23 protein-coding genes are annotated in these 23346 nt (G+C 73.0%); 15 read left to right on the top strand and 8 right to left on the bottom strand.

Translation table 11 applies throughout. The features are described 5' to 3' along the window. Positions 1 to 40 precede the first annotated feature (40 nt). Both FGE12_RS04260 and FGE12_RS04255 read left to right on the top strand, forming a co-directional pair. On the top strand, positions 41 to 526 hold the full coding sequence (locus FGE12_RS04260) for a DUF3015 family protein (RefSeq protein WP_153864975.1): 486 nt from the start codon (positions 41 to 43) through the stop codon (positions 524 to 526). A 115-nt stretch (positions 527 to 641) separates the two neighbouring features. Then, entirely contained in the window at positions 642 to 2609 is a 1968-nt protein-coding gene (locus tag FGE12_RS04255; protein WP_153864974.1) for a DUF4105 domain-containing protein, read from the top strand. Here FGE12_RS04255 and FGE12_RS04250 read toward each other — a convergent pair. After that, the gene (locus tag FGE12_RS04250) at positions 2606 to 2941 is read right to left on the bottom strand and encodes a hypothetical protein (protein WP_153864973.1); all 336 of its coding nucleotides are present in this window, start codon (positions 2939 to 2941) and stop codon (positions 2606 to 2608) included. The two genes, FGE12_RS04255 and FGE12_RS04250, sit on opposite strands and share 4 nt — an antisense overlap. Positions 2942 to 3049: 108 nt before the next feature. Beyond that, complete coding sequence (locus FGE12_RS29970) at positions 3050 to 3283, bottom strand: Rdx family protein (protein ID WP_228530573.1); 234 nt, start codon at positions 3281 to 3283, stop codon at positions 3050 to 3052. Positions 3284 to 3346: 63 nt separating this feature from the next. Between FGE12_RS29970 and FGE12_RS04245 the strand changes: the two genes are divergently transcribed. The 3 genes from FGE12_RS04245 (at position 3347) to FGE12_RS04235 (ending at position 5963) form a co-directional block, all read left to right on the top strand. Further along, entirely contained in the window at positions 3347 to 4069 is a 723-nt protein-coding gene (locus tag FGE12_RS04245) for a glycosyltransferase family 2 protein (RefSeq protein ID WP_153864972.1), read from the top strand. A gap of 151 nt (positions 4070 to 4220) precedes the next feature. Next, on the top strand, positions 4221 to 4775 hold the full coding sequence (locus tag FGE12_RS04240) for a hypothetical protein (protein WP_194797575.1): 555 nt from the start codon (positions 4221 to 4223) through the stop codon (positions 4773 to 4775). A gap of 153 nt (positions 4776 to 4928) precedes the next feature. Continuing rightward, positions 4929 to 5963 carry a rod shape-determining protein gene (locus FGE12_RS04235; RefSeq protein WP_153864971.1) on the top strand — a complete coding sequence of 345 codons (1035 nt, stop codon included), beginning with the start codon at positions 4929 to 4931 and terminating at the stop codon, positions 5961 to 5963. Positions 5964 to 5996: 33 nt separating this feature from the next. On the opposite strand, the gene FGE12_RS04230 is transcribed toward FGE12_RS04235, so the two are convergent. Further along, positions 5997 to 6410, bottom strand: a complete 414-nt coding sequence (locus FGE12_RS04230; protein ID WP_153864970.1) for a hypothetical protein — start codon at positions 6408 to 6410, stop codon at positions 5997 to 5999. A gap of 117 nt (positions 6411 to 6527) precedes the next feature. Here FGE12_RS04230 and FGE12_RS04225 point away from each other — a divergent pair, with 117 nt between their 5' ends. The 3 genes from FGE12_RS04225 (at position 6528) to FGE12_RS04215 (ending at position 10426) form a co-directional block, all read left to right on the top strand. Further along, positions 6528 to 7055, top strand: coding sequence for a MarR family winged helix-turn-helix transcriptional regulator (locus FGE12_RS04225; RefSeq protein ID WP_228530572.1), 528 nt, complete (start codon positions 6528 to 6530; stop codon positions 7053 to 7055). Beyond that, positions 7052 to 8923: a chloride channel protein gene (locus FGE12_RS04220; protein WP_370458879.1), complete on the top strand. Its 1872-nt coding sequence runs from the start codon at positions 7052 to 7054 to the stop codon at positions 8921 to 8923. Before FGE12_RS04225 ends, FGE12_RS04220 begins: the two co-directional genes overlap by 4 nt. An 81-nt stretch (positions 8924 to 9004) precedes the next feature. Next, positions 9005 to 10426: a DUF2156 domain-containing protein gene (locus FGE12_RS04215; protein ID WP_194797574.1), complete on the top strand. Its 1422-nt coding sequence runs from the start codon at positions 9005 to 9007 to the stop codon at positions 10424 to 10426. Here FGE12_RS04215 and FGE12_RS04210 read toward each other — a convergent pair whose 3' ends face one another. Further along, complete coding sequence (locus FGE12_RS04210) at positions 10427 to 10666, bottom strand: YtxH domain-containing protein (RefSeq protein ID WP_153864968.1); 240 nt, start codon at positions 10664 to 10666, stop codon at positions 10427 to 10429. It abuts the gene before it with no gap. A 137-nt stretch (positions 10667 to 10803) separates the two neighbouring features. After that, a complete protein-coding gene (locus FGE12_RS04205) occupies positions 10804 to 11484 on the bottom strand; it encodes an alternative oxidase (protein ID WP_153864967.1) in 681 nt (226 codons plus the stop codon). 212 nt (positions 11485 to 11696) lie between these two features. Here FGE12_RS04205 and FGE12_RS04200 point away from each other — a divergent pair, with 212 nt between their 5' ends. Both FGE12_RS04200 and FGE12_RS04195 read left to right on the top strand, forming a co-directional pair. After that, on the top strand, positions 11697 to 13574 hold the full coding sequence (locus tag FGE12_RS04200; protein ID WP_153864966.1) for a lipase maturation factor family protein: 1878 nt from the start codon (positions 11697 to 11699) through the stop codon (positions 13572 to 13574). Positions 13575 to 13652: 78 nt separating this feature from the next. Continuing rightward, positions 13653 to 14396, top strand: coding sequence for a hypothetical protein (locus FGE12_RS04195; RefSeq protein ID WP_153864965.1), 744 nt, complete (start codon positions 13653 to 13655; stop codon positions 14394 to 14396). 97 nt (positions 14397 to 14493) lie between these two features. On the opposite strand, the gene FGE12_RS04190 is transcribed toward FGE12_RS04195, so the two are convergent. From FGE12_RS04190 to FGE12_RS04180, 3 genes are all read right to left on the bottom strand, one after another. Further along, positions 14494 to 15945 (bottom strand): ELWxxDGT repeat protein, encoded by a 1452-nt coding sequence (locus FGE12_RS04190; protein WP_153864964.1) that lies wholly within the window; start codon positions 15943 to 15945, stop codon positions 14494 to 14496. Between the two features lie 209 nt (positions 15946 to 16154). Continuing rightward, positions 16155 to 17306, bottom strand: a complete 1152-nt coding sequence (locus FGE12_RS04185) for a low specificity L-threonine aldolase (protein WP_153864963.1) — start codon at positions 17304 to 17306, stop codon at positions 16155 to 16157. Between the two features lie 80 nt (positions 17307 to 17386). After that, positions 17387 to 18154 carry a GAF domain-containing protein gene (locus tag FGE12_RS04180; RefSeq protein ID WP_153864962.1) on the bottom strand — a complete coding sequence of 256 codons (768 nt, stop codon included), beginning with the start codon at positions 18152 to 18154 and terminating at the stop codon, positions 17387 to 17389. Positions 18155 to 18297: 143 nt separating this feature from the next. Here FGE12_RS04180 and FGE12_RS04175 point away from each other — a divergent pair, with 143 nt between their 5' ends. From FGE12_RS04175 to FGE12_RS04155, 5 genes are all read left to right on the top strand, one after another. Next, positions 18298 to 19341: a hypothetical protein gene (locus FGE12_RS04175; protein WP_153864961.1), complete on the top strand. Its 1044-nt coding sequence runs from the start codon at positions 18298 to 18300 to the stop codon at positions 19339 to 19341. A 43-nt stretch (positions 19342 to 19384) separates the two neighbouring features. Continuing rightward, on the top strand, positions 19385 to 19609 hold the full coding sequence (locus tag FGE12_RS30190; protein ID WP_153864960.1) for an SEC-C metal-binding domain-containing protein: 225 nt from the start codon (positions 19385 to 19387) through the stop codon (positions 19607 to 19609). A 133-nt stretch (positions 19610 to 19742) separates the two neighbouring features. Further along, the gene (locus FGE12_RS04165) at positions 19743 to 20768 is read left to right on the top strand and encodes an AraC family transcriptional regulator (protein ID WP_194797573.1); all 1026 of its coding nucleotides are present in this window, start codon (positions 19743 to 19745) and stop codon (positions 20766 to 20768) included. A gap of 159 nt (positions 20769 to 20927) precedes the next feature. Beyond that, complete coding sequence (locus FGE12_RS04160; protein WP_228530571.1) at positions 20928 to 22208, top strand: parallel beta-helix domain-containing protein; 1281 nt, start codon at positions 20928 to 20930, stop codon at positions 22206 to 22208. Between the two features lie 2 nt (positions 22209 to 22210). Next, entirely contained in the window at positions 22211 to 23296 is a 1086-nt protein-coding gene (locus FGE12_RS04155) for an SO2930 family diheme c-type cytochrome (protein WP_153864958.1), read from the top strand. Positions 23297 to 23346 lie beyond the last annotated feature (50 nt).

Genomic DNA, 23346 nt, shown 5'->3' with positions numbered 1-23346 from the left:
GCGTTGCAGCAGAACCCCCACAAGAGACGGAGAAGAGCGAATGCGGAAGTTCATCGGCGCAGTGTCGGCGGTGGTGCTCCTGAGCAGCGCGGTGGCCGTGGCGGCCCCCTACGGCACTGCCGGCTGTGGTCTCGGCGCGGTCCTGCTCGGCGACAAGCCGGGTGCGATCCAGATCCTCGCCGCCACGCTCAACGGCAGCTTCGGCAGCCAGACCTTCGGCATCACCACCGGCACGCTGAACTGCGGCGCCGCGGCGACCGACCAGGTCTCCCAGCGCACCCAGGTGTTCGTGGAGGCCAACCGCGAGGTGCTGGCCAAGGACATCTCGCGCGGCCAGGGCGAGACCATCGTGAACCTGGCGGCCATCGCCGGCTGCAGCAACGCGGACGCCGTGGGCGCCGCGCTGCAGAGCAAGTTCGGGACCATCTTCCCGAGCGAGCAGACCCCCAGCACCCAGGTCACCGAGAGCCTGCTCAACACGCTGAAGGCGGACAAGTCGCTCGCCTGCAGCCAGCTGGCTGGCTAGTGCCCGCAGCGGGCCGGGGGCGCGCCTTCGCCCCGGCCCACCCGTGGTACAACGTGCCCGCGTGCGTGCCGCCCCAGGCGGCCCGTGCGCGGGCACGCGCTTCTCCCGAGGCCTCTTGTCTCTCCCCGTCCTGCTCCTGCTGAGCGCGCTCGCGAGCGCCGCGCCGCCGTCTCCCCCTCCGTCCCCCAGCGCCAGTGCCGATGTGGCCGTGCTCCAGCAGCGCGCGCACGCGCAGGGGCTCGCGCGGCAGAAGCAGTGGCTGCGGCTCGGGCACTACGTGAAGAGCCCCGGCGGCCGCTACCAGTCGGAGGCGGACGGGCTCGAGTTCTTCCTCGCCAAGGGCGGCAAGGACGACCCGGCGGCGGAGCTGGACGCCACGCTCGCCGCGCTCTTCGCGCCGCCCGTGGCCGGGAAAGAGGGCCAGCACGCCCAGTGCCGCTTCCCGGCGCGCCTGCTCTTCCTCGCCCAGGCGCTCGCGGTGGACGTCACGCACCTGCCGCGGGTGGAGTGCAAGGACCTGGTCGCGTTCTGGAAGCGGCTGGACCCGCGCTCGGTGACGCTGGTCTTCAGCAGCTACTACCTGAACAACCCGGCCTCCGCCTTCGGCCACACCTTCCTGCGCTTCAACAAGGTGCCCGAGGTGAGCACCGGGATGCGCTCGGAGCTGCTGGACTACGGCGTGGACTACGCGGGCGTGGTCGACACGAGCAACGCGCTGCTCTACGGCCTCAAGGGGATGACCGGCCTGTTCCCCGGCCGCTTCAACCACTACCCGTACTTCTACAAGGTGCGCGAGTACAACGAGTACGAGAGCCGCGACCTGTGGGAGTACGAGCTCGCGCTGCAGCCGCAGGAGCTCACGATGCTGGTCGCCCACCTGTGGGAGGTGGGCGGCACCTACTTCGACTACTTCTACCTGAGCGAGAACTGCTCCTACCGCATCCTCGCGGTGCTCGAGGCCGCGGCGCCGCGCCTGCCGCTGCTCGAGCACCTGCGCCCCTACGTGCTGCCGAGCGAGACGGTGAAGGTGGTGCACGCGCAGCCGGGCCTCGTCGCGCGCGTGACCTACCGCCCCTCCATCCGCAGCCAGTTCCGCGCGCGCGCGGCCGGGCTCAGCGGCCGCGAGCTGGACCTGGTGGAGGACGTCGCGCGCGAGCCCACGCGCCCGCTGCCCGCGGACCTCACCCCCGAGCGCCAGGTGGCGGTGCTGGACGCGGCGCTGGACTACGTGGACCTGCGCGAGGCGAAGGTGCTCGTGCACGGCACCAGCCTCGAGGCGAGCCAGACGAAGCAGCACCTGCTGGAGCGGCGCAGCCAGGTGCTGCGCCCCAGCCCGCCGCTCGTCATCCCGCCGCCCTACGAGCGCCAGCCCCAGCGCGGCAACCCGAACCAGCGGCTCGCGGTGAGCGCGGGCACGAGCAGCCGCGACGGCGCGTTCGCGCTCTACCGCTTCCGCTTCGCGCTGCGCGACCTCGCGGACCCGCACGAGGGCTACCCCGAGCTCGCGCAGATCGAGTTCGTGAACCTGCAGCTGCGCGGCGGCCTCACCAGCCCGCGCTTCGCGCTGGACGAGCTCACGCTGGTGCGCATCCTCAGCCTCACCGCGCTGGACCGCTTCGACCGCGCGCCGAGCTGGACCGCGCGCGTGGGGCTGGACCGCATCCGCGATGGCGGCTGCCCGGGCGGCCCCAAGAAGGACTGCTACGCGGCCGGCGGCGAGGTGGGCGGCGGGCTCGCCGTGACCTCCTTCGGCGGCGCGCTCACGCTCTTCGGCCTGAGCGAGGCGAGCCTGCACGCGGGGCCGCACCTCCCCGGGCTCTTCGGCACGGGGCTGCGCCCGGCGCTGGGGCCGCACGTGGGCGCGCGGCTGCGGCTGGGCACGCGCGCGACCGTGGTCGCCGGCGGGCGCTACCAGTTCTTCTTCGAGCAGCCGCCGGGACAGAAGAACGGCGTGCGCCAGGGCTGGAGCGCGGACGCCACCGCGCGCCTGCACCTCACGCCCGCCCTCGGGCTCGAGCTCGCGGCGCAGCGCCACGCGGACGGCGAGCGCGAGGGCACGCTGGGCGCGCTCGTGTACTTCTAGTGCGCGAGCAGCGTGTCGGCGAGCGGCAGCGTGTGCGCGCTCACGGCCGCGGGGTCACCCGTCTCGGGCCCGAGCGCGTAGCCGCCCGCGGCGCCGCGCACCCGCACCCCGTCCGCCGTGAGCCCCACGATGGCCTCCAGCGGGATGTGGAACGCGCTCCGCGCGCGCTTGTGCGGGCGCACCGAGAGCCCGGCGCGCGACATGGCGCTCACGTACCCCAGCCGCGTCCCGTCCTCCGCCCACACCCCCATCTTGAGCTGCACCGAGCGCCGCTCGAAGGGCGACTCCCACCAGTTGCGCTGTGCGGCTGCCGTGTCCGTGGCTTCGCTCACGTGTCCACCTCCTGCGCTCAAAGCTGAGGCGGAGGGGCCCGGTGCGGCGAGCGGCGTGGGGAGCGGGGAGCGGCCGGCTGCCCGGCTGCTCCCCTCACCCTCAGGACCTCAGGGGCCGAGGGCCCGGGCCACCGCGTCCACCACCTCCTGCTCGGTGGGGAAGGCGAGGCCGGCCTTGCGCACCACGGTGCGCCCGTCCACCGACACCTCGAAGGAGCCCGAGGGCCCCGTCTTCAGCTCTGCGTCCACGTCCAGCGCGTCCTTCAGTACGGCCGCCGCACGGGCGGCCCGGGGCTTGTAGCCTCAGGAGTTGCAGTAGGAGATGGTGATTCGGGCGGTCATGGGGCAGCTCCTTTGCGGGAGGGACTCGTCAGCGGGGTGGGAAATGGGCTAGAGCGCCCGCCCATGCTCGTCTCCCTCGTCATCCCCGTCTATAACGAGATCCGCACCCTCGAGGAGCTGCTGCGCCGGGTGGTCGCCGTGGACTTCCCCAAGGAGCTCGTCCTCGTCGACGACTGCTCCAAGGACGGCAGCCGCGACGTGCTCGAGCGGCTCGCCCGCGAGGGCATCGCGGCGCTCCCGAACGCCGCGCCGAAGAACCAGAACCAGGTCAAGGTGCTGCTGCAGGAGAAGAACCAGGGCAAGGGCGCGGCGCTGCGCCGCGGCTTCGCCGAGGCCAGCGGCGACATCGTCATCGTGCAGGACGCCGACCTCGAGTACGACCCGCGCGACATCCCGGCCGTGCTGCAGCCCATCCTGGACGGCGACGCGGACGTGGTCTTCGGCAGCCGCTTCATCGGCAGCCCCCGCCGGGTGCTCTACTACTGGCACTCCATGGGCAACCACCTGCTCACCACGCTCTCCAACATGGTGAGCGGGCTGAACCTCACCGACATGGAGACCTGCTACAAGGCCTTCCGCACGGACGTGCTGCGCACCTTCACCCTGGAGGAGGACCGCTTCGGCATCGAGCCGGAGCTCACCGCCAAGGTGGCGCGCGGCCGCTGGCGAGTCTTCGAGGTGCCCATCAGCTACCACGGGCGCACCTACGAGGAGGGCAAGAAGATCGGCTGGAAGGACGGCTTCCGCGCCCTCTACGCCATCGGCAAGTACTCGCTGAAGCGCTGAGGCGCGCCCCTCGAAGTGCCCAGGGGTGGACAGCCATCCTGTCCCCCTGACCACGGGCCGCTGTCGCATGCCCATCGCCCGGGCGCGCGGCGGCTCCAGGGGCCGTGCGGCCGCCCTCCCCGGGGCGGCCCACGGCCCTTAGCTTTCCCCCGTGCTACCGCGATTCCTGCTCTACGGGTGTGTCGGCTGGGTGCTCGAGGTCTGCTTCACGGGGACGAGCGCAGCCATCTTCCAGCGCGACCGTCACGGGACCGCGAAGACCTTCCTCTGGATGCACCCCATCTACGGGGCCACGGCGCTGGTGCTGGAGAAGGTCTACGACCGGCTCAAGCACCGCCCGCGCGCCGTCCGGGCGCTCGCGTACACCGGGGTCATCTTCGGCGCCGAGTACGGCACCGGCTGGCTCCTGCGCCGCGCGCTCGGCCGCTGCCCGTGGGACTACTCGCACGCGCGCTGCAACCTGAGCGGGCTCATCCGGCTCGACTACGCGCCTGCCTGGTATGCGGCCGCGCTGGCGTTCGAGCCGGTGCGCGAGGCCTTCCTCAAGCTCACCAGCGAGGCGCTGCGCCAGACGCCGGAGTACCGCGAGGCCCAGGCCGAGGCCCAGGGCGGGGACGGCGCCGGAGAGCCCCTCCCCGAGGTGACCGGGGGGCCGGTGCCTCCGCCCCGCACCTTCGACGCCCCCGCTGCCGCGCCCGCCGCCTAGGCGTGCCTGCCCGCACGCCCACGGGCCGGGCGGTGGACACTCCCGTTCTTTTGTTCCCGATGTGCGGGCCAGCGGGTATCTTCGCGCGCCATTCGCGCGCCATTCGTCTCGGCGCTGAAATGCCGCACGGTCCCTGAAAGTTTCCGCCCCCGTATGCTCGACTGGCTCCACACCCTCTTCTCGCGTGACCTCGCCATCGACCTTGGCACCGCGAACACGCTCATCTACATCCGCGGCCAGGGCATCGTGTCCAACGAGCCCTCGGTGGTGGCTGTTCAGCAGGACGCCCGCGGCGGCAAGAAGGTGCTCGCGGTGGGCAAGGAGGCCAAGGAGATGCTCGGGCGTACCCCGGGCAACATCGTGGCCATCCGCCCGATGAAGGACGGCGTCATCGCCGACTTCGAGATCACCGCCGCGATGCTGCGCTACTTCATCCAGAGCGCGCACAACCGCAAGACGCTGGTGAACCCGCGCATCATCATCGGCATCCCCTCGGGCATCACCGAGGTGGAGCGGCGCGCGGTGCGCGAGGCGGCGGCCAACGCGGGCGCCCGCGAGGTCTACCTCATCGAGCAGCCCATGGCGGCGGCCATCGGCGCGGGCCTGCCGGTCACCGAGCCCAGCGGCAACATGATTGTCGACATCGGCGGCGGCACGTCCGACGTCGCGGTCATCAGCCTCGCCGGCATCGTGTTCGCCAAGAGCGTGCGCATCGGCGGCGACAAGCTGGACGAGGCGATCATCCAGTACATCAAGCGCAAGTACAACCTGCTCATCGGCGAGCGCACGGCGGAGCTCATCAAGATGGGCATCGGCACCGCGTACCCGACCGACGAGGTCATGACCATGGAGATCAAGGGTCGTGACCTGGTGGCCGGCGTGCCGCGCACGCTCACCATCAGCAGCGACGAGATCCGCGACGCGCTCGCCGAGCCGGTCAACGGCATCGTCGAGGCGGTGAAGCTCACGCTCGAGCGCACTCCGCCGGAGCTCGCCGGCGACATCGCGGACCGCGGCATCGTGCTCGCCGGTGGCGGCGCGCTGCTCAAGAACCTGGACACGCTGCTGCGCGAGGAGACGGGCCTGCCGGTGTTCCTCGCCGAGGACCCGCTCAGCGCGGTGGTCATCGGCGCGGGCAAGGCGCTCGAGAGCCTCGACATCCTGCGCCAGGTCTGCCAGCCCGCGTAGCCGTCCGGGCGAGCGCCGCACACCCCAGGGCCGTCACGGGAGACCGTGGCGGCCCTTCGCATTCTCACGGTGGGGCACCGCGTCCTCCTCCAGCCACACGCTGGTACACGAGCGGCAGCGCATGCGCGCACCTCCCGGGAACACGGCATCCGTGATGACGGTGGGCGTCTCCCCGCGCGCGGCGCAGGTGCCGCAGCCCTCGCCGCGCCGCTGCACCCGGTAGCCCCCCGCGTCCACCGAGTCGTAGGGCGGCACGCGCAGGGTGCGCAGCCACTCGAGCACGCTCTCCTCGGTGAGGCTCACCCGCACGGCGTTGCGCGAGTCGGCGAGCCCGTGGCGCAGCGCGAGGAAGTACACGCGCAGCATGCGGGCGTGGGCGCCCATGCCGCGCGCGGTGAAGGCCCGGCCCAGCTGGGTGACGAGGCGGAGGAGCGGCTCTCGCTGCATGCGCGGCCCACCTGAACACCAGTTCAGGCCCGATGGCAACGATGAAGTGGGCGCGCCCCCTCCCCTGCGTCCAGCTTGCGACGCGGGGCATTGCCCCGTAGTTTGACCGGGAGATATATGGGCTCCCATGCAATTCCCCCCACCCCCGAGCTGCGCGCGCTGATGGACGACGTGCGCCGGCTCGTGCAGGCGCTGCGGCTCACGGCGAGCGCGGCGGAGCGGCAGCTGGGCATCAGCGGCGCGCAGCTCTTCGTGCTGCAGCGGCTCGGCGAGCACCCGGGCGCGAGCGTGGGCGAGCTCGCGGTGCACACCGCCACGCACCAGAGCTCGGTGTCGGTGGTGGCCAAGCGGCTCATCGCGCGGGGCCTCGTGGCGCGGGGCCACGCGGACGGAGACCGCCGCCGCGCCGTGCTCACCCTCACCCCGCGCGGCCGGACCCTGCTCGCGCGCGCGCCGGCCTCTCCGGGCGCCGCGCTGCAGGCGGCGCTCGCGCAGCTCACCCCCACCGTTCGCCGCGGCCTCTCGCGCGGCCTGGGCGCCCTGCTCGCCGAGCTGGGCGCCAGTCACCTCGCGCCGGCGCTCTTCTTCGAGGAGGAGAGCCGGCGTCCCACCCCCTCTCGCAACAAGAAGAAGGTCCACCCGTGAAGTCGCCTGAGAAGCTCCCCGGTCAGCACGACCGCCTCCCCGTCGCCCCGTCCATGCAGCCCACGCTGGACACCGTGCCCGCGCCCATGCCCGGCAGCAACGTGGGCGGGCGCACCGTCTTCATCAGCGTGCTGAGCATCGGGCTCGCGCTGCTCGCGAGCGTGGTGGCGGTGGTGCTCACCCACCTCATCGCCTTCGTCACGCACCTGGCCTTCTACGGCGAGCTGTCGGCAGAGCCGGTCACTCCGTGGAACCACCACCTGGGGCTGTGGGTCATCGCGGTGCCGGTGGTGGGCGCGCTCATCGTGGGCGTGATGGCGCGCTACGGCAGCGCGGCCATCCGCGGCCACGGCATCCCCGAGGCGATGGAGCAGGTGCTCTACAACCACAGCCGCATCCCGCCCAAGATGACCTGGCTCAAGCCCCTGAGCGCGGCGGTGGCCATCGGCACCGGCGGCCCCTTCGGCGCGGAAGGGCCCATCATCGCCACCGGCGGCGCGCTGGGCTCCTTCCTCGGGCAGCTGCTGCGCATCACCGCGGACGAGCGCAAGACGCTGCTCGCGGCGGGCGCGGCGGCCGGCATGAGCGCCACCTTCGGCAGCCCCGTGGCCGCGGTGGTGCTCGCCATCGAGCTGCTGCTCTTCGAGTACCGCGGCCGCTCGCTCATCCCGGTGGCGCTCGCCACCGCCACGGCCGCGGCGGCGCGCATCGCGATGGAGGGCTCGGCGCCCGCCTTCCCCATGCCCACGCTGCCCACCCCCACGCCCACGGCCATCGCCTTCTATATCCTGCTGGGCGCGGTGATCGGCGTGGTGAGCGTGGTCGCGACGCGCGCGGTGTACGCCATCGAGGACGCGTTCGAGAAGCTGCCCCTGCACTGGATGTGGTGGCCGGCTCTGGGCGCGGTGGCGGTGGGCGTGGTGGGCTACTTCAGCCCGCGCACGCTGGGCGTGGGCTACAGCAACATCACGGACATCCTGGGCGGGCAGCTGGTGGGCTGGAGCATGCTCGCCTTCGTGCTGCTCAAGTTCGTCTCCTGGTCCATCGCGCTGGGCAGCGGCACCTCGGGCGGCACGCTCGCGCCGCTCTTCACGGTGGGCAGCGGCGTGGGCTCGGCGCTCGCGGCGGGCGCCATCGCGCTGGTGCCGGGGCTGAGCGTGGACGTGCGGCTCGCGGCGCTGGTGGGCATGGCGGCCATCTTCGCGGGGGCGAGCCGCGCGCTGCTCGCGAGCGTGGTGTTCGCCTTCGAGACCACGCGCCAGACGGTGGGCCTGCTGCCGCTGCTGGGCGGGTGCGCGGCGAGCTACCTCGTCTCCTGCCTCCTCATGCGCCACAGCATCATGACGGAGAAGATGGCGCGGCGCGGGGCGCGCGTGCCCAGCGAGTACGCGCCGGACTTCCTCGCCGGCGAGCTGGTGCGCGAGCACGCGCGGCGCACGCTCGTCACGCTCGCGGCGGAGGCGCCCCTCGCCGAGGTCGCCCCGAAGGTGCTCTCCGCCCTGCCGCCCTACCAGCACCAGGGCTACCCGGTCGTCTCGGCCGAGGGCCGGCTGGTGGGCGTGCTCACCCGCCGCGACTTCCTCGCGGTGAAGGAGGGCCCGGCCGCGGACGGCCTCACCGTGGGCTCGCTGGTGAAGCGCGCGCCCTCGGTGGTGTTCGACGACCGCTCCATGCGCGACGCCGCGGACCAGATGGTGCGCGAGGGCGTGGGGCGCCTCCCGGTGGTGTCCGCCGAGGATCCGCAGAAGCTGGTGGGCATCCTCACCCGCTCGGACCTGCTGAGCGCGCACCACCGGCGCCTGCACGCGGAGTTCCAGCCGGAGCAGGGGCTGGGCCGCGGGCGCGCCCCGGCCGCTCCGGCGCACTGAGAGAAACGGGTTGTGCCGTCCCCTCTCCCTCTGGGAGAGGGGCGGGGTGAGGGATTGCCGAGCGCAGGAGCACCACCGCCCGTGACGCCAACGCACCAGACCCCCGCGGCCCCGAAGCCCGCCGCCGAGCGAGAGCGCGTGCTCGCGCTGCTGCGGCGCCACGGCTGGAACGCGACCAGCTTCCAGGTGCTGGAGCCCGAGTTCCGCTACTGGTTCCCGGAGGGAAGCGGCGCCAGCGAGGCCGACGCGTGCGTGGCGTACGTGGACACGGGGCGCGCGTGGGTGGCGGGCGGCGCGCCCATCGCGGCGCGCGAGCAGGTCATCCCGGTGGCCGAGGCCTTCGTGCGCGCGGCGCGGGCGGCAGGGAGGCGCGCGAGCTTCTTCGCCATCGAGCCGCGCTTCAGCGACCGCTCCCCCTTCCAGCGCCTGCACGTGGGCGAGCAGCCGGTGTGGGTGCCCTCGGAGTGGGAGGCCACACTGAAGGGGAGCCGCTCCCTGCGCGAGCAGCTGCGGCGCGCGCGCGCGAAAGGCGTCAGCGTGCGGCGCGTCTCGAGCGAGGAGCTGGGCGAGGCGCCGGGCAGCACGCGCCAGGCCATCGAGGCGCTGCTCGCGGGGTGGCTCGCCACGCGCCCCATGGCGCCCATGGGCTTCCTCGTGCAGCTGCACCTCTTCGGCTTCCCCGAGGAGCGGCGCCTCTTCGTCGCCGAGCAGGGCGGGCGGCTGGTGGCCTTCCTCAACGCCGTGCCGGTGTACGGGCGCAGCGGCTGGTTCCTCGAGGACCTGCTGCGCAGCGGCGAGGCGCCCAACGGCAGCGCCGAGCTGCTGGTGGACGCGGCGATGCGGGCGGCCGCGGCGGAAGGCGCGCCCTACCTCACGCTGGGCATGGTGCCGCTCGCCGGCGCGCTCGCGCGGCCGCTGCGGCTCGCGCGCTGGCTGGGCTCGGCGCTCTACGACTTCGAGGGCCTGCGCGCCTTCAAGGCCAAGCTGCGCCCGCAGCGCTGGGACCCCATCTACCTGAGCTACCCCCGGGAGCAGACGGCGGCCTCGGCGCTCTACGACACGCTCGCGGCCTTCTCGCGCGGGGGGCTCCTGCGCTTCGGGCTGCGGACGCTCTTGCGCGGGCCCACGCTGCTGCTGCGGCTGATGGCGCTCCTGCTCGTGCCCTGGACGCTCGCGCTGCTGCTCGCTCCGGGGCGGCAGTGGTTTCCCTCGCGCGGGGTGCAGTGGGGCTGGGTGCTCTTCGACGCGCTCGTCGCGCCGGCGCTCTACGCGCTCAGCGTGCGCTGGCGGCCGCGGCTCGCGCTGGGGCTCGCGGTGGCCGTCACCGCGGATGCCCTGCTCACGCTCACGCAGGCGCTGAGCTTCAACCTGCCGCGGGTGCGCGGGGTGGTGGACGCGGGCATCGTGCTCGCCTCGCTCGCGGCGCCCACCTTCGCCGCCTTCCTGCTGTGGCGGGCGCGCGCGCACCGCGCGCGCGCCCTGCCGTCAGCGCCTGCGGGCTAGCTACTTGGGGTCGGTGCTGTTCTCGACCTTGTCGCCCGCGTTCTCCACCGTCTTGCTGTCGGACTTGTCGGTGGCGTTCTCCACCTTGTCGCCCGCCGTCTCGGCCGCGTCCTGGGCCTTGTTCGTGGCGGCCTTCGCGTCGCTCTTCGCGTCGTTCGCCATGTCGTTGCGGGTCTCGCGGTGGCAGCCCACCAGACCGACCAGACCCGTCATCGCCACCGCCAGCAGTGCCTTGCGCATGTGAGTTCCCCCTCCGTGTGTGGCTCCCGTCCACCGGGAGCGAAGCCATGGAGGGGAAGCTAGGGACGCTCCTCGCGCTGTCCAGGGAGGGGCGCGCAAGTGGGCCGGCCCCACGCTGGCAGAGCAGGCGACCAGGCTCAGGCGAAGCGGGGCTGGACCATGCGCAGCACGCTCTCGTCTTTGTGCTCGCGCTCGTCCAGCCCGATTCGCCGCAGCAGGTCCGCCATGCTGCGGAAGGCGCCGTAGTCCTGGCGGAAGTCACTCACGAAGGGCTGGCTCTCGAAGGCGGGCGTCTCCTGCACGAAGAGCATGTACTCGTGCTCGGCGTGGTCCTCGAAGTCCGCGTTGAGCGCGTAGGAGAGCTTGGGGTTGATGACGTAGAGCAGCCAGCTGACGTGGTAGTAGAAGAACGCGATGAGCTGCGGCACCACGCGGTAGCGCAGGAAGCCCTCCTGCACGCCCGAGCGCTGCACCGCTTCCTCGAGGATGAGCAGGTGCCACTGCTCGTTGTCCTGCTGCAGGCGCGCCTCGCGCACGAACTCGAAGATGCGGCGGGCAAAGCGCGGCTGGCGGTAGCGGTGGGTGAGCGCCACGTACGCCACGTGCTCCCAGGTCTGGTAGGGCACGCGCGCGATGAGCTCCAGCACCTTGAACTTGGAGAGCGTGCGCTTGCGCCCGTAGACCAGGTCCATCGTGATGAAGAGCAGGCGGGCGAGGAAGCCGTAGCGGCGGCGCGGAGTGGCGAGCGTGCGCTGCTGCTCGGCGCGCAGATCCACCGTGGGGGGCAGGTCGGGGTTCGCCATGGAGAGTGCAGTCATGCTCCGCCCTTGAGCAAGGCGGGTGCCACGCGCGCCGCCCCGTGCGCAGGGAGCCCGCAGGCCGCGCGCGGCGCAAATCGTGCGCGGGCACGCCGCAGCGGCGCGAGCCTTGCGCCCGAGAGAGCAGGCAGGGAGGCAGCGCGGGTGTGGCAGGCGCGCGAGGGCAGCGCACCTTTGCGCGGTAGAGGCCCCCGCCCCCGGAGAACGCCGCCATGCGCCTGCACCCGCTGCGCCGTCCCCTCATGGTCTACGACGGAGACTGCGGCTTCTGCCGACGGTGGGTCGCGCGCTGGCGCACGCAGACGGGAGCGCGGGTGCGCTATGCGCCGCAGCAGCTGCTGCCCCTCTGGCTGCTGGGCATCCGGCGCGCCGACGCACGGCGCTCCGTGCAGCTGGTGGAGCCCTCGGGGCGGGTGACGCAGGGGGCGCGCGCGGTGTTCCGCTCCCTGCTCTACGCACGCGCGCCCGCGGTGCGCCTCGCCGCGCGCGCGGGGCTCTTGCCCGGGGTGCGCGGGCTCGCGGAGCTCGCGTACCGGCAGGTGGCGCGCCACCGCATGGCGGCCAGCCGGCTGGAGCGCCGGGTGCTGCGCGGCGCGCGCGCGAGCAGCCACCGCCAGGTGCGCTGGCTCTTCCTGCGGCTGCTGGGCGGCGTGTACCTCATCGCCTTCACCTCCCTGGGGCGCCAGGTGCGCGGGCTGTACGGCGCGCGCGGCATCGCGCCCGTGCAGGAGCTGCTCGACGACCTCGAGCCGCGGCTGGGGAAGGAGCGGCTCACGCGCGTGCCCAGCATCTTCTGGCTCACCGGCGCCTCCGACCGCGCGCTCGTGAATGGCACGCGCGCAGGGCAGTTGCTCGCGCTCGCGCTGGTGGCGAACGTGGCGCCGCGCGCGAGCCTCGCGGCGCTGTGGGCGCTCTACCTCTCCTACGCCTCTACCGGCCGCGCCTTCCTCTCCTTCCAGTGGGACGTGCTCTTGCTGGAGACGAGCGCGCACGCGCTGCTGGTGGCGCCCGGAGGCTTGCGGCCCGGGATGGGCGAGCGCGAGCCCTCGGCGCTGGACCTCGCGCTGATGCGCTGGCTCGTCTTCAAGCTCTACTTCGAGTCGGGCCTCGCGAAGCTGCAGTCCGGCGACCGCACCTGGCGCGACCTCACCGCCATGGCCATCCACCACGAGACCACGCCCCTGCCCACGCGGCTCGGCTGGCACGCGCACCAGCTGCCCCTGCGCGCGCAGAAGGCGAGCACTGCGGTCACGCTCGCGCTGGAGACGGCGGCGCCCTTCCTCTCCTTCCTCCCGAGGCCGCTGCGCCTCGCGGGCTTCTGGAGCTTCACGGGGCTACAGGCGGGCATCGCCGCCACGGGCAACTACGGCTTCTTCAACCTGCTGTCCGCGGTGATGGGCGTGTGGCTGCTGGACGACCACGCGCTCGCGCGCTGGGTGCCCGAGCCCGCGCCGGCACGGCCCACGCGCGCGTGGCGACATGGGGCGAAGGCGCTCGTCGCCGCGCCGCTCGTGGCGCTGTCCCTGCGCGAGCTGGGCGCGCGCTTCGACCGCCCCCGCAACCCGCCCGCGTGGCTGGACCGTCTCGCGCAGTGGGCCGCGCCCCTGCGCTCGGTGAACGGCTACGGGCTGTTCAGCGTGATGACGCTGGAGCGGCCGGAGATCGAGATCGAGGGCTCCAACGACGGCGTCACCTGGCGCGCCTACCCGATGCGCTACAAGCCGGGCCCGCTGAACCGGCCTCCGCGCTGGGTGGCGCCGCACCAGCCCCGGCTCGACTGGCAGCTGTGGTTCGCCGCGCTCTCCAGTCCCCCGGGCTGGTTCCTCGCGCTGCTGGGGCGCTTGCTGGAGGGCTCACCCGAGGTGCTCGCGCTCTTCGAGTCGAACCCCTTCCCCGAGGGGCCGCCGAAGATGGTGCGCGCGACCCTTTATAAGTACCGGATGAGCGACCGCGCGACGCGCCAGGCCACCGGCGCCTGGTGGAAGCGCGAGCGGGTGGGGCTCTACGTCGCCCCCTCCATGCTCAGCCCGGACGAGCCCACGCCGCCCAACCCCTTCACGGGCCTGCACTGGCCGCGCGCGCAGGCGTGAGGGCGCCCTCCTCCGCAGGAGCGGGCGGGAGGATGCACTGAGCTCCTCACCGGCTCGCTGCAGCGGTAGCCTGCGCCGATGGTGACGCTTCACGAGTACGTGGCCGCCGGCTACTTCCTCTCCTGTGAGTCCACGAGCCGTCACGGCGGCCTGGACCTTCGCTCGGTCACCCTGGCGCATGACCACACGCGGCGCAGGTTTTTCCCGGCGACCTGGGCACTCTCGTGGACCCGTGACTCCGATGAAGGGCGGGTCGAGGATGCTGCGGACTTCGGGATCGCGGCGGAGGAGCTCCCCCGCGTGATGGCCTGGGCGGACGAGAGCTTCGGCTCGGCCTTCGGTGCGTGGAGCGTCCTGTTCACTCTCGAGGATGCGCTTCATGCCGCACGCACGTTCCTGCAGCGCGCAGCCGGCCTCGAGCTCTGGGGTATCGGACTGCACCGCTCACTGGTGAGTACCTACTGCAGCGCCACCGCGCCCTCCCCGCCCGCGCCGGGCTTCGCGCCCGAGGGAGCCAGCGGGTTCCATGAGGCGGCCTGCCGGCGCGCGGCGCCGCTCGCCGACGGGGGCGCCGTGCTGGGACACGAGCTCCTCGTCGAGGACGTGGGGTGCGCCCTCAACAGCCCCGAGTCGCGGCATCGCGACGAGCGCGCGGCGCTGAGGGCCGCCGGCGTCGTCCCGAATGGGAATGGCCTCATCGACCGGTTCGAGGACGCGCTCGCCTGCGCCCGTGCGCTCGACGTGCTCGAGCCGCCGGGCCCCCACACCCTCACAGGGTGGCTGCCCTGGCTCGTCGTGCGCTATCCCCTCCCCACACGCTGAGCCGCACGCGTGGGAGGGGAGGGCCCCGAGCGGGAGGCGACCTTCCGGAGCATCTCCCCGCAGCAGCAGGCCGCGACGGCGGCACCGCCTCGAAGGGCTAGTGGCCCCGCTCCCCTTCAGGCGCTGCGGCGCCGGTGGTCGCGGGCACGCCCAGGTCGAGCGACCAGAGCTCGCTGCCGTGCGTCCCGTCATCCGCGCGGAACAAGAGCCGGTTGCCCAGCACGAGGAGGATGGCGGGGTCAGACCCGGCCGCTCCTGGCGCAAGGTCCGCTACCGGCCGCGCGTGCACGCCCCCTGCGTCCGCCATCCACAGCTCCTCGCCGAGCCCCGGCGTCTGCGCGCAGAAGAAGGCATGCTGAGCGGTCACCTCCCAGGGCTTCGCATTCGAGAGGATGAGGTCGGGCCGCACGTCGCCATCCCACGTCACGGCGCGCGTCCCCGCAGCGGTGCCATCGCTCACCCAAAGCCAGGACGCTCCCCCTCCCGCGTTGTGCCGGAACAGCAGGTGGTCCTCCCAGGAGCGCAGGTCGATGGGCGTGGGCAGCGAGCCTCCGGGCAGGGTGAGCCCGCGCCGGGTACCGGCCGCGGTGCCATCGGTCTCCCAGAGCACGGCCGTCCCGTCGGGCTCGTTGACGGGGAAGTAGGTGCTCGCGCCGGCCGTGGTCAGGAGTGCGTAGGGCATGCCCGAGGCGCCCATGGGCGTCGCTGGCGGCTCGCGCAGCACGGCGACGGCGCCCGTGGACTCGGGGGTCCCCTCGCTGTAGCGCAGCGAGACGCCGCCATCCAGCTGGGGCTGGATGAAGAGGTAGCGCTGACCCAGAACCCCGACGGCCCCCCACTGGGTGTCCCCGCTCCCGGCCAGCTTGCGCGTGCCCTCGGGAGTTCCATCGGTGACCCACAACGCGTCCGGGAAAATCGTTCCCTGGCGCGCCATGAAGTAGAGCAGCCCGCCCAGGTGCTGCATGCCGTGGATGAAGCCCGAGCCCCCATCTGCGGCGAAGTTCGTCAGCTTCACCGGCGTCGAGGCGCCTTCCCGCAGGAACCACAGCTCTTGCGCGTCCGTGGGCGTCTCGGAGAGCGCGAAGAGCCCCAGCGGGTTGGAAAAGACGTAGCTGGGGCGCAGCCCCGTGGCCACGGGGTCCAGCACCCGGCGCGTCCCCTCCACCGTCCCGTCCGTGCGCCAGAGCTCGGTTCCGTCTTCGCCGTCCGCAACGAAGTACAAGGCGCCCGAGAAGGGCGCGAACCAGCGAGGACCACTGCTCTGGGAGCCAGGCCGCAGGTCCGCCACGCGGTGCGTGCCCGCGGGGGTGCCGTCGGTGCGCCACAGCTCCCGCCCCGACGTACCGTCGTCCGCGCTGAAGTAGGCGACGCCATTGAGCGTGGCAAAGTCGAGCGGGCTGCTCGACGCCTCACCGGGGGCGATCTCGATGCGCTGGGGCTCGGCCTCGACCGGCGGCGCCTGTCCCCCCACAGGCTCCGGGGAGGGAGCGTCGTCGCAGGCGGCGAGCCCCATGAGCGAGAGGACACAGAGCAGGTGGAGGCGGGGCATGTGCAGGGCTCCAGGCGCGCAGGGTCCAGGCGGGCGCGAAGCCTCCGATGCTCTCACGTAGAGCAGGTCCGGACAACCGCACAGCCCCGGAAAAGTGGATGCCGCGGGGAGTAAGGCCTCGTCCCACTCCCGTGTCCGCGCGTTCCCGGCCCCAGCGCTTCGCGTGGTCGACGCGATCGGAGACCTGACGCGCGGGCGCTCACCCGCCCCTAGCCGAGCAGCAGCTTCACGTACTCCTCCACCGGCCGGCGCGTGAGGGTCTCGTTCACGTAGAGCGGCACCGCGCCCTCGCTCCAGTGCGCGAGCCGCACGCCCGCCTGACGGCAGCGCTCGAAGGCCGCCTGCGCCTGCGCCTCGCTCATCTCCAGCAGGTGGATGTTGGAGGGGTTCGGCTCGGGTCGGCGGCGCACCTTGCCCTTCGCCTCGAGCGCCTGCAGCAGCCGCGCGGCCGCGGCGTGCGCCGCCGCCATCCGCTCGGAGAAGCCGCGCAGCGAGTCGAGCGCGACGAGCGCCGCCATCCACCCCTGGGCGATGAGCCCGCCGTAGAGGTGGCGCAGCTCGCGCGCCTGCGCCACCTGCGCCTTCGTCCCCGCGAGCACCGCACCGAAGGGCGCGCCCAGGTACTTGTAGAGGGACACGTACACCGTGTCGAAGTGCGCAGCGTACGCCTTCACGTCCACGGAGGGCGGAGCGAGCAGCAGGCGCGCCGCGTCCAGGTGCAGCCCCGCGCCGTGGGCGCGCGCGAGCTTCGCGATTGCCGCCACGGTCTCGAGTGGCACGAGCGCGCCGTTGGTGCGCCGCACCGGGCTCTCCAGCGCGATGGCGCCCACCTTCAGCGGGTACGGGCCCTTCTCCGCCTCGTCGATGGCCGTGGAGACCTCCTCGAGCGTGGGCGAGGTGCGGCCCGCGGCGAGCGGCACCAGCGTGATGCCCCCGAGCCGCGCGGGCGTATCGCTCTCGTCGCGGTAGAGGTGGCTCTCGTGCTGCACGAGCGCGTGGGGGTGCTCGCCGCACAGCATGCGCAGCGCCACGTTGTTCGCCAGCGTGCCGGTGGGGAAGAAGGCCGCGTCCTCCTTGCCCAACAGCGCAGCGAAGGCGGCCTCCAGCTCGGCGACGGCGCCTCCGCCCAGGTAGGTGTCGCGCGCCGGGCCCTGGTGCGCCTGCACGAGCGCGGCGAGTCGCGGCGCGAACGCCGTGGGGTCGCCGGGCGGACCATCTCCCACGAGCCAGACGGTGCGCGCGTCCACCGGCGGGAACTCCGGCGCGGCGGGGCGCGCGGCAGGGGCTGCATGAGACTGCGCCAGGGCGCTGGGCGCTGCGGTCACCGCCAGCGCGGCGTACATGAAGGAACGACGGTCCATCCACCCTCCCGGTGCGCGCGCGGGACGCTCCTCGCGCGGCGCTCCCGGATGCTACGCCAGCGCGCAGCGTGCGCGGGCCACTAGCGGCGCGCCACGCGTTCGGCCGTGAGCGCCACGAAGGCGCTCATGAGGTAGGCGAACTGCTCCTCGTCCGCGTTCCACGTCCGCGCGCGGCCCACGTGCTCGTGGCAGACCACGCCGATCATCCGCCCCTCCACCCAGATGGGCACGTCCAGCAGCGCGCCGATGCCCAGCGGGGTGAGGTAGCCCTTGGAGAAGGCCTGCGTGCGCGGGTCGGTGTGCGCGTCGTGCGCGGCGATGGTGCGCTCGGTGGCCAGCGCGGCGAAGTACGCGGGGAAGTCCGCCTGGGACAGCTGCACGCCGCTCGAGTGCTTGTGCCCGGCGCGCTCGAAGAGGTCGATGGACTCGATGCGCGTGCGCGCGTCGTCCAGCAGCCACACGCTCACGCGCTCCACGTCCAGCGCCTGGCTCGCGGCCTCGTCCACCCGGCGCGCGGTCTCGCGCAGGTCCCCCTGCAGCAGCGCGCGCTGGGTCATCAGGTCCAGGTACACGCCGATGTGCCGGCGCAGCGTGGCGGCGTCCGCCGAGGCCTGCCCCATCGCGGGAGCGCGGCTGCTGCTCGGCGCCGCCGCAGCCGGCCCCGCGCCGCGCGAGTCGGAGCGCAGCGCATCCAGCGACTTCTCGAACAGCGCCACCAGCTCCGGCGTGTCGTCCACGTTGAGCGCCTGCGTGGTCGTCATGCGCGTGAGCCCCGAGAGCCGTACCTTGCCCAGCACGCCTCCCAGCTGCTCAGCCTTCACGAAGTACGCTGCGAGCTTCGCTCCCATGGCGCCGTCTCCTCTCTCCGAGTCACAGTAGTGGCCGGGCACGCCCCGCTCGATGGCACGCGCGTGCGACGCTCCGCGGCCGATTCCCCCACGAGGGCTCGCCCCAGCCCCCGGCGCGTCGCTAGGCTGAGAGGGCCCTTGCGATGAGCGCCTTCATCCTCCAGAAGAAGCAGTACTACCCGCTCGGCCCCGCGCTGCTCGAGTACCTGCGCCAGGGCGGGCGCTTCCTTCCCGCGCCGCTGCGCTACGCGGACCTGCTGCGCTACGAGGGCTCGGTGCCGCTGCGCGACGGCGAGGACCGCGAGACGCTCTGGGAGAGCGTGCTCTACCCGAGCGCCGAGCGCGACGAGCTCTTCGCACAGCTCAAGCGCGTGTACGCCTGGCTCAAGACGGCGGGCAACTTCGAGGTGATGCAGCACCTGCAGGTGGAGCGGGTGGACTACTGCAGCTTCGGAAACTCGCGCCCCTTCCGGGTGAAGATCGTCAACCGCTACAACGACAACCACGACTACTTCTACGTGAAGGTGCCGGACGCGAGCCGCGTCTACGGGCTCGAGCTGGAGGACGTGCTCAGCCCCAACCGCATCAGCTACCTGGTGGACGAGCACACGCTGGTGGAGGAGCACATCACCGGCATCCCGGGCGACGTCTTCGCCCACGGCCACCTGCACCGCTACAAGGGAACCCGCATCGCCAAGGAGTTCGTGAAGTTCAACGAGCGCTGCTTCGTGCGGCTGCTCGGGGACATGCGCGCCTACAACTTCGTGGTGGTGGCGACGGGCGACTTCGACGGCACCCAGTTCCGCATCCGCGCCATCGACTTCGACCAGCAGAGCTACGAGGGCGCGAAGCACGTGTACCTGCCGCACCTCTTCGCCGAGAACGCGCCCTACGTGCAGCTGGGCATGCAGCTGCTCAACCGCGAGACGGCGCTGCAGTACCAGCAGGAGGAGCGCGCGCTGATGGGCCGGCGCGCGAGCGCGTCGCGCCGCCGGCTGGGCGCGCTGCTGCGCGTGCTCTCCCAGGAGCAGCTCGCGCCGCCGGAGAAGCTGCGGGTGCTGCGCGAGGCGCTCGCGCGGCACTACGCGCACCCGGGCTTCCTCGAGTGCGCCACCATGGGCGAGCTGGTGAAGGAGAGCCTGCGGCTGCTGCTGCCGCAGGCGGAGCGCGCGCAGGTCCTTCCCTGAGGCGCGCGTGGCATACTTGCCGGCGGATGCGCGAGGAGGAGCCATGAAGGTGTCTCGCAATGCCCCCTGCCCCTGTGGGAGCGGGAGGAAGTACAAGTTGTGCCACGGGCGGGGCCACCGCTCGGAGTGGACGACGGGCACCACGGTGCGCCTCGCCTTCCTGGTGACCCTGCTGCTCGCGGGCCTCGTCCTCGCGGTGCTGAGCTTCCTCTCGCCCGCGGACCACGCGGCCCCCCGCGCCGAGGCGCCGTCGGCCGGCACGCGCTGAGGGCCGCGGAGGCGGGTCGGCGCGCAGGGCGCACCTGGACTTCAGTGCATGTCGGCCTGCCGGCGTCCAGGTAGGCGAGCGCTGCATGGGTGCTGACGGACCTGCACGCGGCGCTATCCTGCGCCCTGGAGCCATGGACCGAACGGGCAGCGACGTCTTCCTGCGCACGCAGCTGGTGCGGCCCTTCCTCGCGGCGGTGCGCGCGCGGGGCGGGGACGCGGACGCGCTCGTGCGCGAGTTCGGCCTGGGCGCGGACGCCGAGATGGCACCGGACGTGTTCGTGTCCATCTCCCAGCTGCGCGCCTTCCTCGTCGCCGCGGAGCGCGCCGTGGGCGACCCGCTGCTGGGCGTGCACACCGCGCCCCTCTTCCCGCGCGGCGCCTGGGGGCTGGTGGAGTTCGCCACGCGCAACGCCCCGCGGGTGCGCGACGCGTTCGCGCGGCTCGCGCGCTACGGGCGGCTGCTCGACGACGTGGTGCGCTTCACCTACGTGGAGGAGGGCCAGGAGGGGCGGCTCTCCCAGGAGGTTCCCGGCCTGCCCGGTGGCCTCGGGCGCCACGCGAACGAGTTCTGGATGGCGGCGCTGCTGGGCGAGACGGCGCGCGCCATCGGCCGGCCGCTGCGCCCGGTGCGCGTGTGGCTCGCGCACCCGGCGCCGCGCGAGCCCGGGCTGCTCGCGGGGCTCGCCGAGGCGCTGGGCACCTCCGCGCTCTCCTTCGGGGCCGAGGCCAACGCCTTCGCGCTCTCGGCGGCGGACCTGGATGCGCCCCTGCTCTCCGCGGACCCCGCGCTGCTGCAGCACCTGGACGCGCACGCCGAGCAGGCGCTGCGGCACGTGCCGGTGCCCGGCGGGCTCGCCCTGCACGTGCGCCAGCGGCTGCGCCAGCACCTGGGCCAGCGCCTGCCCGGCGTGGCGGAGGTGGCGCGCGCGCTGCGCATGAGCCCGCGCACGCTGCAGCGCCGCCTCGCCGACGAGGGCACCTCCTTCCAGGCGCTCGTGGACGCGGTGCGCGAGGAGCAGGCGCGGCTGTACGTGAAGGAGTCCGAGCGCGCGCTGGACGAGGTGGCGTGGCTGCTCGGCTACTCGGAGAAGAGCACCTTCCTGCGGGCCTTCCGCCGCTGGACCGGCACCACGCCGGGCCAGTACCGCCAGGGCTGAGCGCCGGGCACCGGCCCCCCACGTGGCGCGCGCGGCCACTGCTCCTGGCGCGCCCGGCCACCCGGATGCGCCACGAGGCCATGGGAGAACACGCGGACGCCGGGAGGCGGGCCGCGCGCGGCCCACTGTGTCCATCCCTCCCGCGTGGAGGAAGCCGACATGCTGGGAAGACGTGTGGTGCTCGCGGCGCTCGCGAGTGGAATGCTGGTCGCCTGCTCGTCCGACGACAAGGGCGCGTGCGAGGGCGTGACGGGCGAGTGCGTGGCGTTCGAGGCAGGCGCCACCGAGCACGACATCCAGACGGCGCTGGTCTCCGCGAAGCCGGGCACCACCTTCCGCTTCGCGGCGGGCACCTTCACCTTCCAGAACGCGCTGGTGCTGGACGGCGTGGCGAACGTGACGCTCGAGGGCGCGGGCGCCGAGACCACGGTGCTCGACTTCAAGGGCCAGCTCGCCGGCAGCGAGGCGCTGTCCGCCACCCGCACGGACGGGCTCGCGGTGCGCAACCTGCACGTGCGCGACGCGAAGGGTGACGGCATCAAGGTGCTGGGCACCAACGGCGTGAGCTTCCAGCACGTGCGCGTGACCTGGACGGGCGCGAACCCCACCGCGCACGGCGCCTACGGCCTGTACCCGGTGCAGAGCAAGCAGGTCCTCATCGAGGACTGCTACGTCGCGGGCGCCTCGGACGCGGGCATCTACGTGGGCCAGTCCGAGGACATCGTCGTGCGCCGCAACGAGGCCACCCAGAACGTGGCGGGCATCGAGATCGAGAACAGCCACCGCGCGGACGTGTACGAGAACAACGCGCACGCCAACACCGGCGGCATCCTCGTCTTCGGCCTGCCCGGCCTCCAGGTGCCGGACGTGTCGCACGTGCGCGTGTTCCGCAACCAGCTGGTGGAGAACAACACCGCCAACTTCGCGCCCAAGGGCAACACCGTGGGCACCGTGCCCGCGGGCACCGGCATGCTGGTGATGGCCGCCCACGACGTCGAGGTGTTCGAGAACACCTTCACCGGGAACAAGACGGTGGGCGTGTCGGTGGTCAGCTACCTGCTGCTGGACCAGACCCCGGACGACGCGGCCTTCAACCCGGACTCCTACCGCGTGTACCTGCACAACAACACCTTCAGCCAGACCGGCACGGCGCCGGACATGAACAACCCGCTGGGCGCGGCGCTCGGCGCGCTCGCCCAGTACCTGCCTGGCGGCCGCGTGCCGGACCACGTGTACGACGGCATCCCCGGCGCCAACGCGAGCGCGCGCCTGGCGAACAACCCGATGGAGCTGTGCATCGGCACCGCCACCAGCTTCGTGAACGTGAACGCGGCCGACCCGGACGCGCAGGGCAACTGGACGCACTTCAGCACCGACGTGGCGCCGTACGCCTGCACCCTCGCGCCGCTCACGGCCGTCACCCTCCAGCAGGTCCCCTGAGCATGTCCAGGCTGTTGCTGCTCGGAGCCCTCGCACTCGCGCTCTGCGGGTGCGGGGGCTCGTCCCCCGCTGCCCCGTGTGACGGCCCGCCCGAGGGCGCGCTGACCCAACCGCCGGAGCGGCTGTCCGCGTGGTGTCTGCTCGAGGTGCAGGACGGGCGCGTGGTCGCCAAGGGCGGCGCCCTGCCCTACACCCTGAACACGCCCCTCTTCTCCGACTACACCCACAAGGACCGGCTGGTGTGGCTGCCGCCGGGCGCGCACGCGCACTACCAGGCGAGCGGCGCGATGGACCTGCCGGTGGGCAGCGTGGTCGCCAAGACCTTCTCCGCGCCCGGCGACCTGCGGCAGGCGGATGCCCCCGGCCGGCCGCTCGAGACGCGGCTGCTGGTGCACACCGCGCAGGGCTGGGTGGGCCTGCCCTACGTGTGGGACGCGGACGGCCGCGACGCCACCCTGCAGCTGGGCGGCACGGTGCTCGACGTGGCCTGGACCGACGCGCACGGCGAGGCGCGCTCCACGCACTACCTCGTCCCCAACAAGAACCAGTGCAAGAAGTGCCACGCCGCCGAGAACGAGGACGCGCTGCACCTGCTCGGCCCCACCGCCCGGCAGCTCAACCGCGACTTCGCGTACGCAGACGGCGCCGAGAACCAGCTCGCGCACTGGACGCGGGTGGGGGCGCTCGAGGGCGCCCCGGCACCGGCAGAGGCCCCGCGCCTCGCCGTGTGGAACGACCCGAGCACCGGCAGCGTGGACGCCCGGGCGCGCGCCTACCTCGAGGGCAACTGCGCGCACTGCCACAGCCGCACCGGCGCGGCGCGTACCTCCGGCCTGTACCTGAGCACGGACGAGACGGACCTCTTCCACCTGGGCGTCTGCAAGCGCCCCGTGGCCGCGGGCGCGGGCTCGGGGGGCTTCAGCTACGACATCGTGCCCACCGCACCCGACGCGTCCATCCTGCCCTACCGCCTCGGCTCCACCGATCCGATGGTGGCCATGCCCGAGGTGGGCCGCAGCGTGGTGCACGAGGAGGGGCTCGCCCTCATCCAGCAGTGGATCCACGAGATGCAAGGCTCTTGTAACTGAGTTGCACCTGGGCGGTGGCCCGGTCTGGGGAGCCCGGGCCGCCGCCTTCC

It is taken from the genome of Aggregicoccus sp. 17bor-14 (genome assembly GCF_009659535.1).
Taxonomy (GTDB): Bacteria; Myxococcota; Myxococcia; order Myxococcales; family Myxococcaceae; genus Aggregicoccus.
This window is presented reverse-complemented; position numbering and strand designations above follow the sequence as displayed.

Bases quoted from the DNA above. Each gene is read 5' to 3' on its own strand.
- FGE12_RS04165 (WP_194797573.1), top strand. From the start codon at position 19,743: ATGGACCGAACGGGCAGCGACGTCTTCCTGCGCACGCAGCTGGTGCGG.
- FGE12_RS04185 (WP_153864963.1), bottom strand. From the start codon at position 17,306: ATGGACCGTCGTTCCTTCATGTACGCCGCGCTGGCGGTGACCGCAGCG.
- FGE12_RS04260 (WP_153864975.1), top strand. From the start codon at position 41: ATGCGGAAGTTCATCGGCGCAGTGTCGGCGGTGGTGCTCCTGAGCAGC.
- FGE12_RS04160 (WP_228530571.1), top strand. From the start codon at position 20,928: ATGCTGGGAAGACGTGTGGTGCTCGCGGCGCTCGCGAGTGGAATGCTG.
- FGE12_RS04245 (WP_153864972.1), top strand. From the start codon at position 3,347: ATGCTCGTCTCCCTCGTCATCCCCGTCTATAACGAGATCCGCACCCTC.
- FGE12_RS04155 (WP_153864958.1), top strand. From the start codon at position 22,211: ATGTCCAGGCTGTTGCTGCTCGGAGCCCTCGCACTCGCGCTCTGCGGG.
- FGE12_RS04205 (WP_153864967.1), bottom strand. From the start codon at position 11,484: ATGACTGCACTCTCCATGGCGAACCCCGACCTGCCCCCCACGGTGGAT.
- FGE12_RS04210 (WP_153864968.1), bottom strand. From the start codon at position 10,666: ATGCGCAAGGCACTGCTGGCGGTGGCGATGACGGGTCTGGTCGGTCTG.
- FGE12_RS04195 (WP_153864965.1), top strand. From the start codon at position 13,653: ATGGTGACGCTTCACGAGTACGTGGCCGCCGGCTACTTCCTCTCCTGT.
- FGE12_RS04190 (WP_153864964.1), bottom strand. From the start codon at position 15,945: ATGCCCCGCCTCCACCTGCTCTGTGTCCTCTCGCTCATGGGGCTCGCC.
- FGE12_RS04175 (WP_153864961.1), top strand. From the start codon at position 18,298: ATGAGCGCCTTCATCCTCCAGAAGAAGCAGTACTACCCGCTCGGCCCC.
- FGE12_RS04235 (WP_153864971.1), top strand. From the start codon at position 4,929: ATGCTCGACTGGCTCCACACCCTCTTCTCGCGTGACCTCGCCATCGAC.
- FGE12_RS04230 (WP_153864970.1), bottom strand. From the start codon at position 6,410: ATGCAGCGAGAGCCGCTCCTCCGCCTCGTCACCCAGCTGGGCCGGGCC.
- FGE12_RS30190 (WP_153864960.1), top strand. From the start codon at position 19,385: ATGAAGGTGTCTCGCAATGCCCCCTGCCCCTGTGGGAGCGGGAGGAAG.
- FGE12_RS04225 (WP_228530572.1), top strand. From the start codon at position 6,528: ATGGGCTCCCATGCAATTCCCCCCACCCCCGAGCTGCGCGCGCTGATG.
- FGE12_RS04200 (WP_153864966.1), top strand. From the start codon at position 11,697: ATGCGCCTGCACCCGCTGCGCCGTCCCCTCATGGTCTACGACGGAGAC.
- FGE12_RS04180 (WP_153864962.1), bottom strand. From the start codon at position 18,154: ATGGGAGCGAAGCTCGCAGCGTACTTCGTGAAGGCTGAGCAGCTGGGA.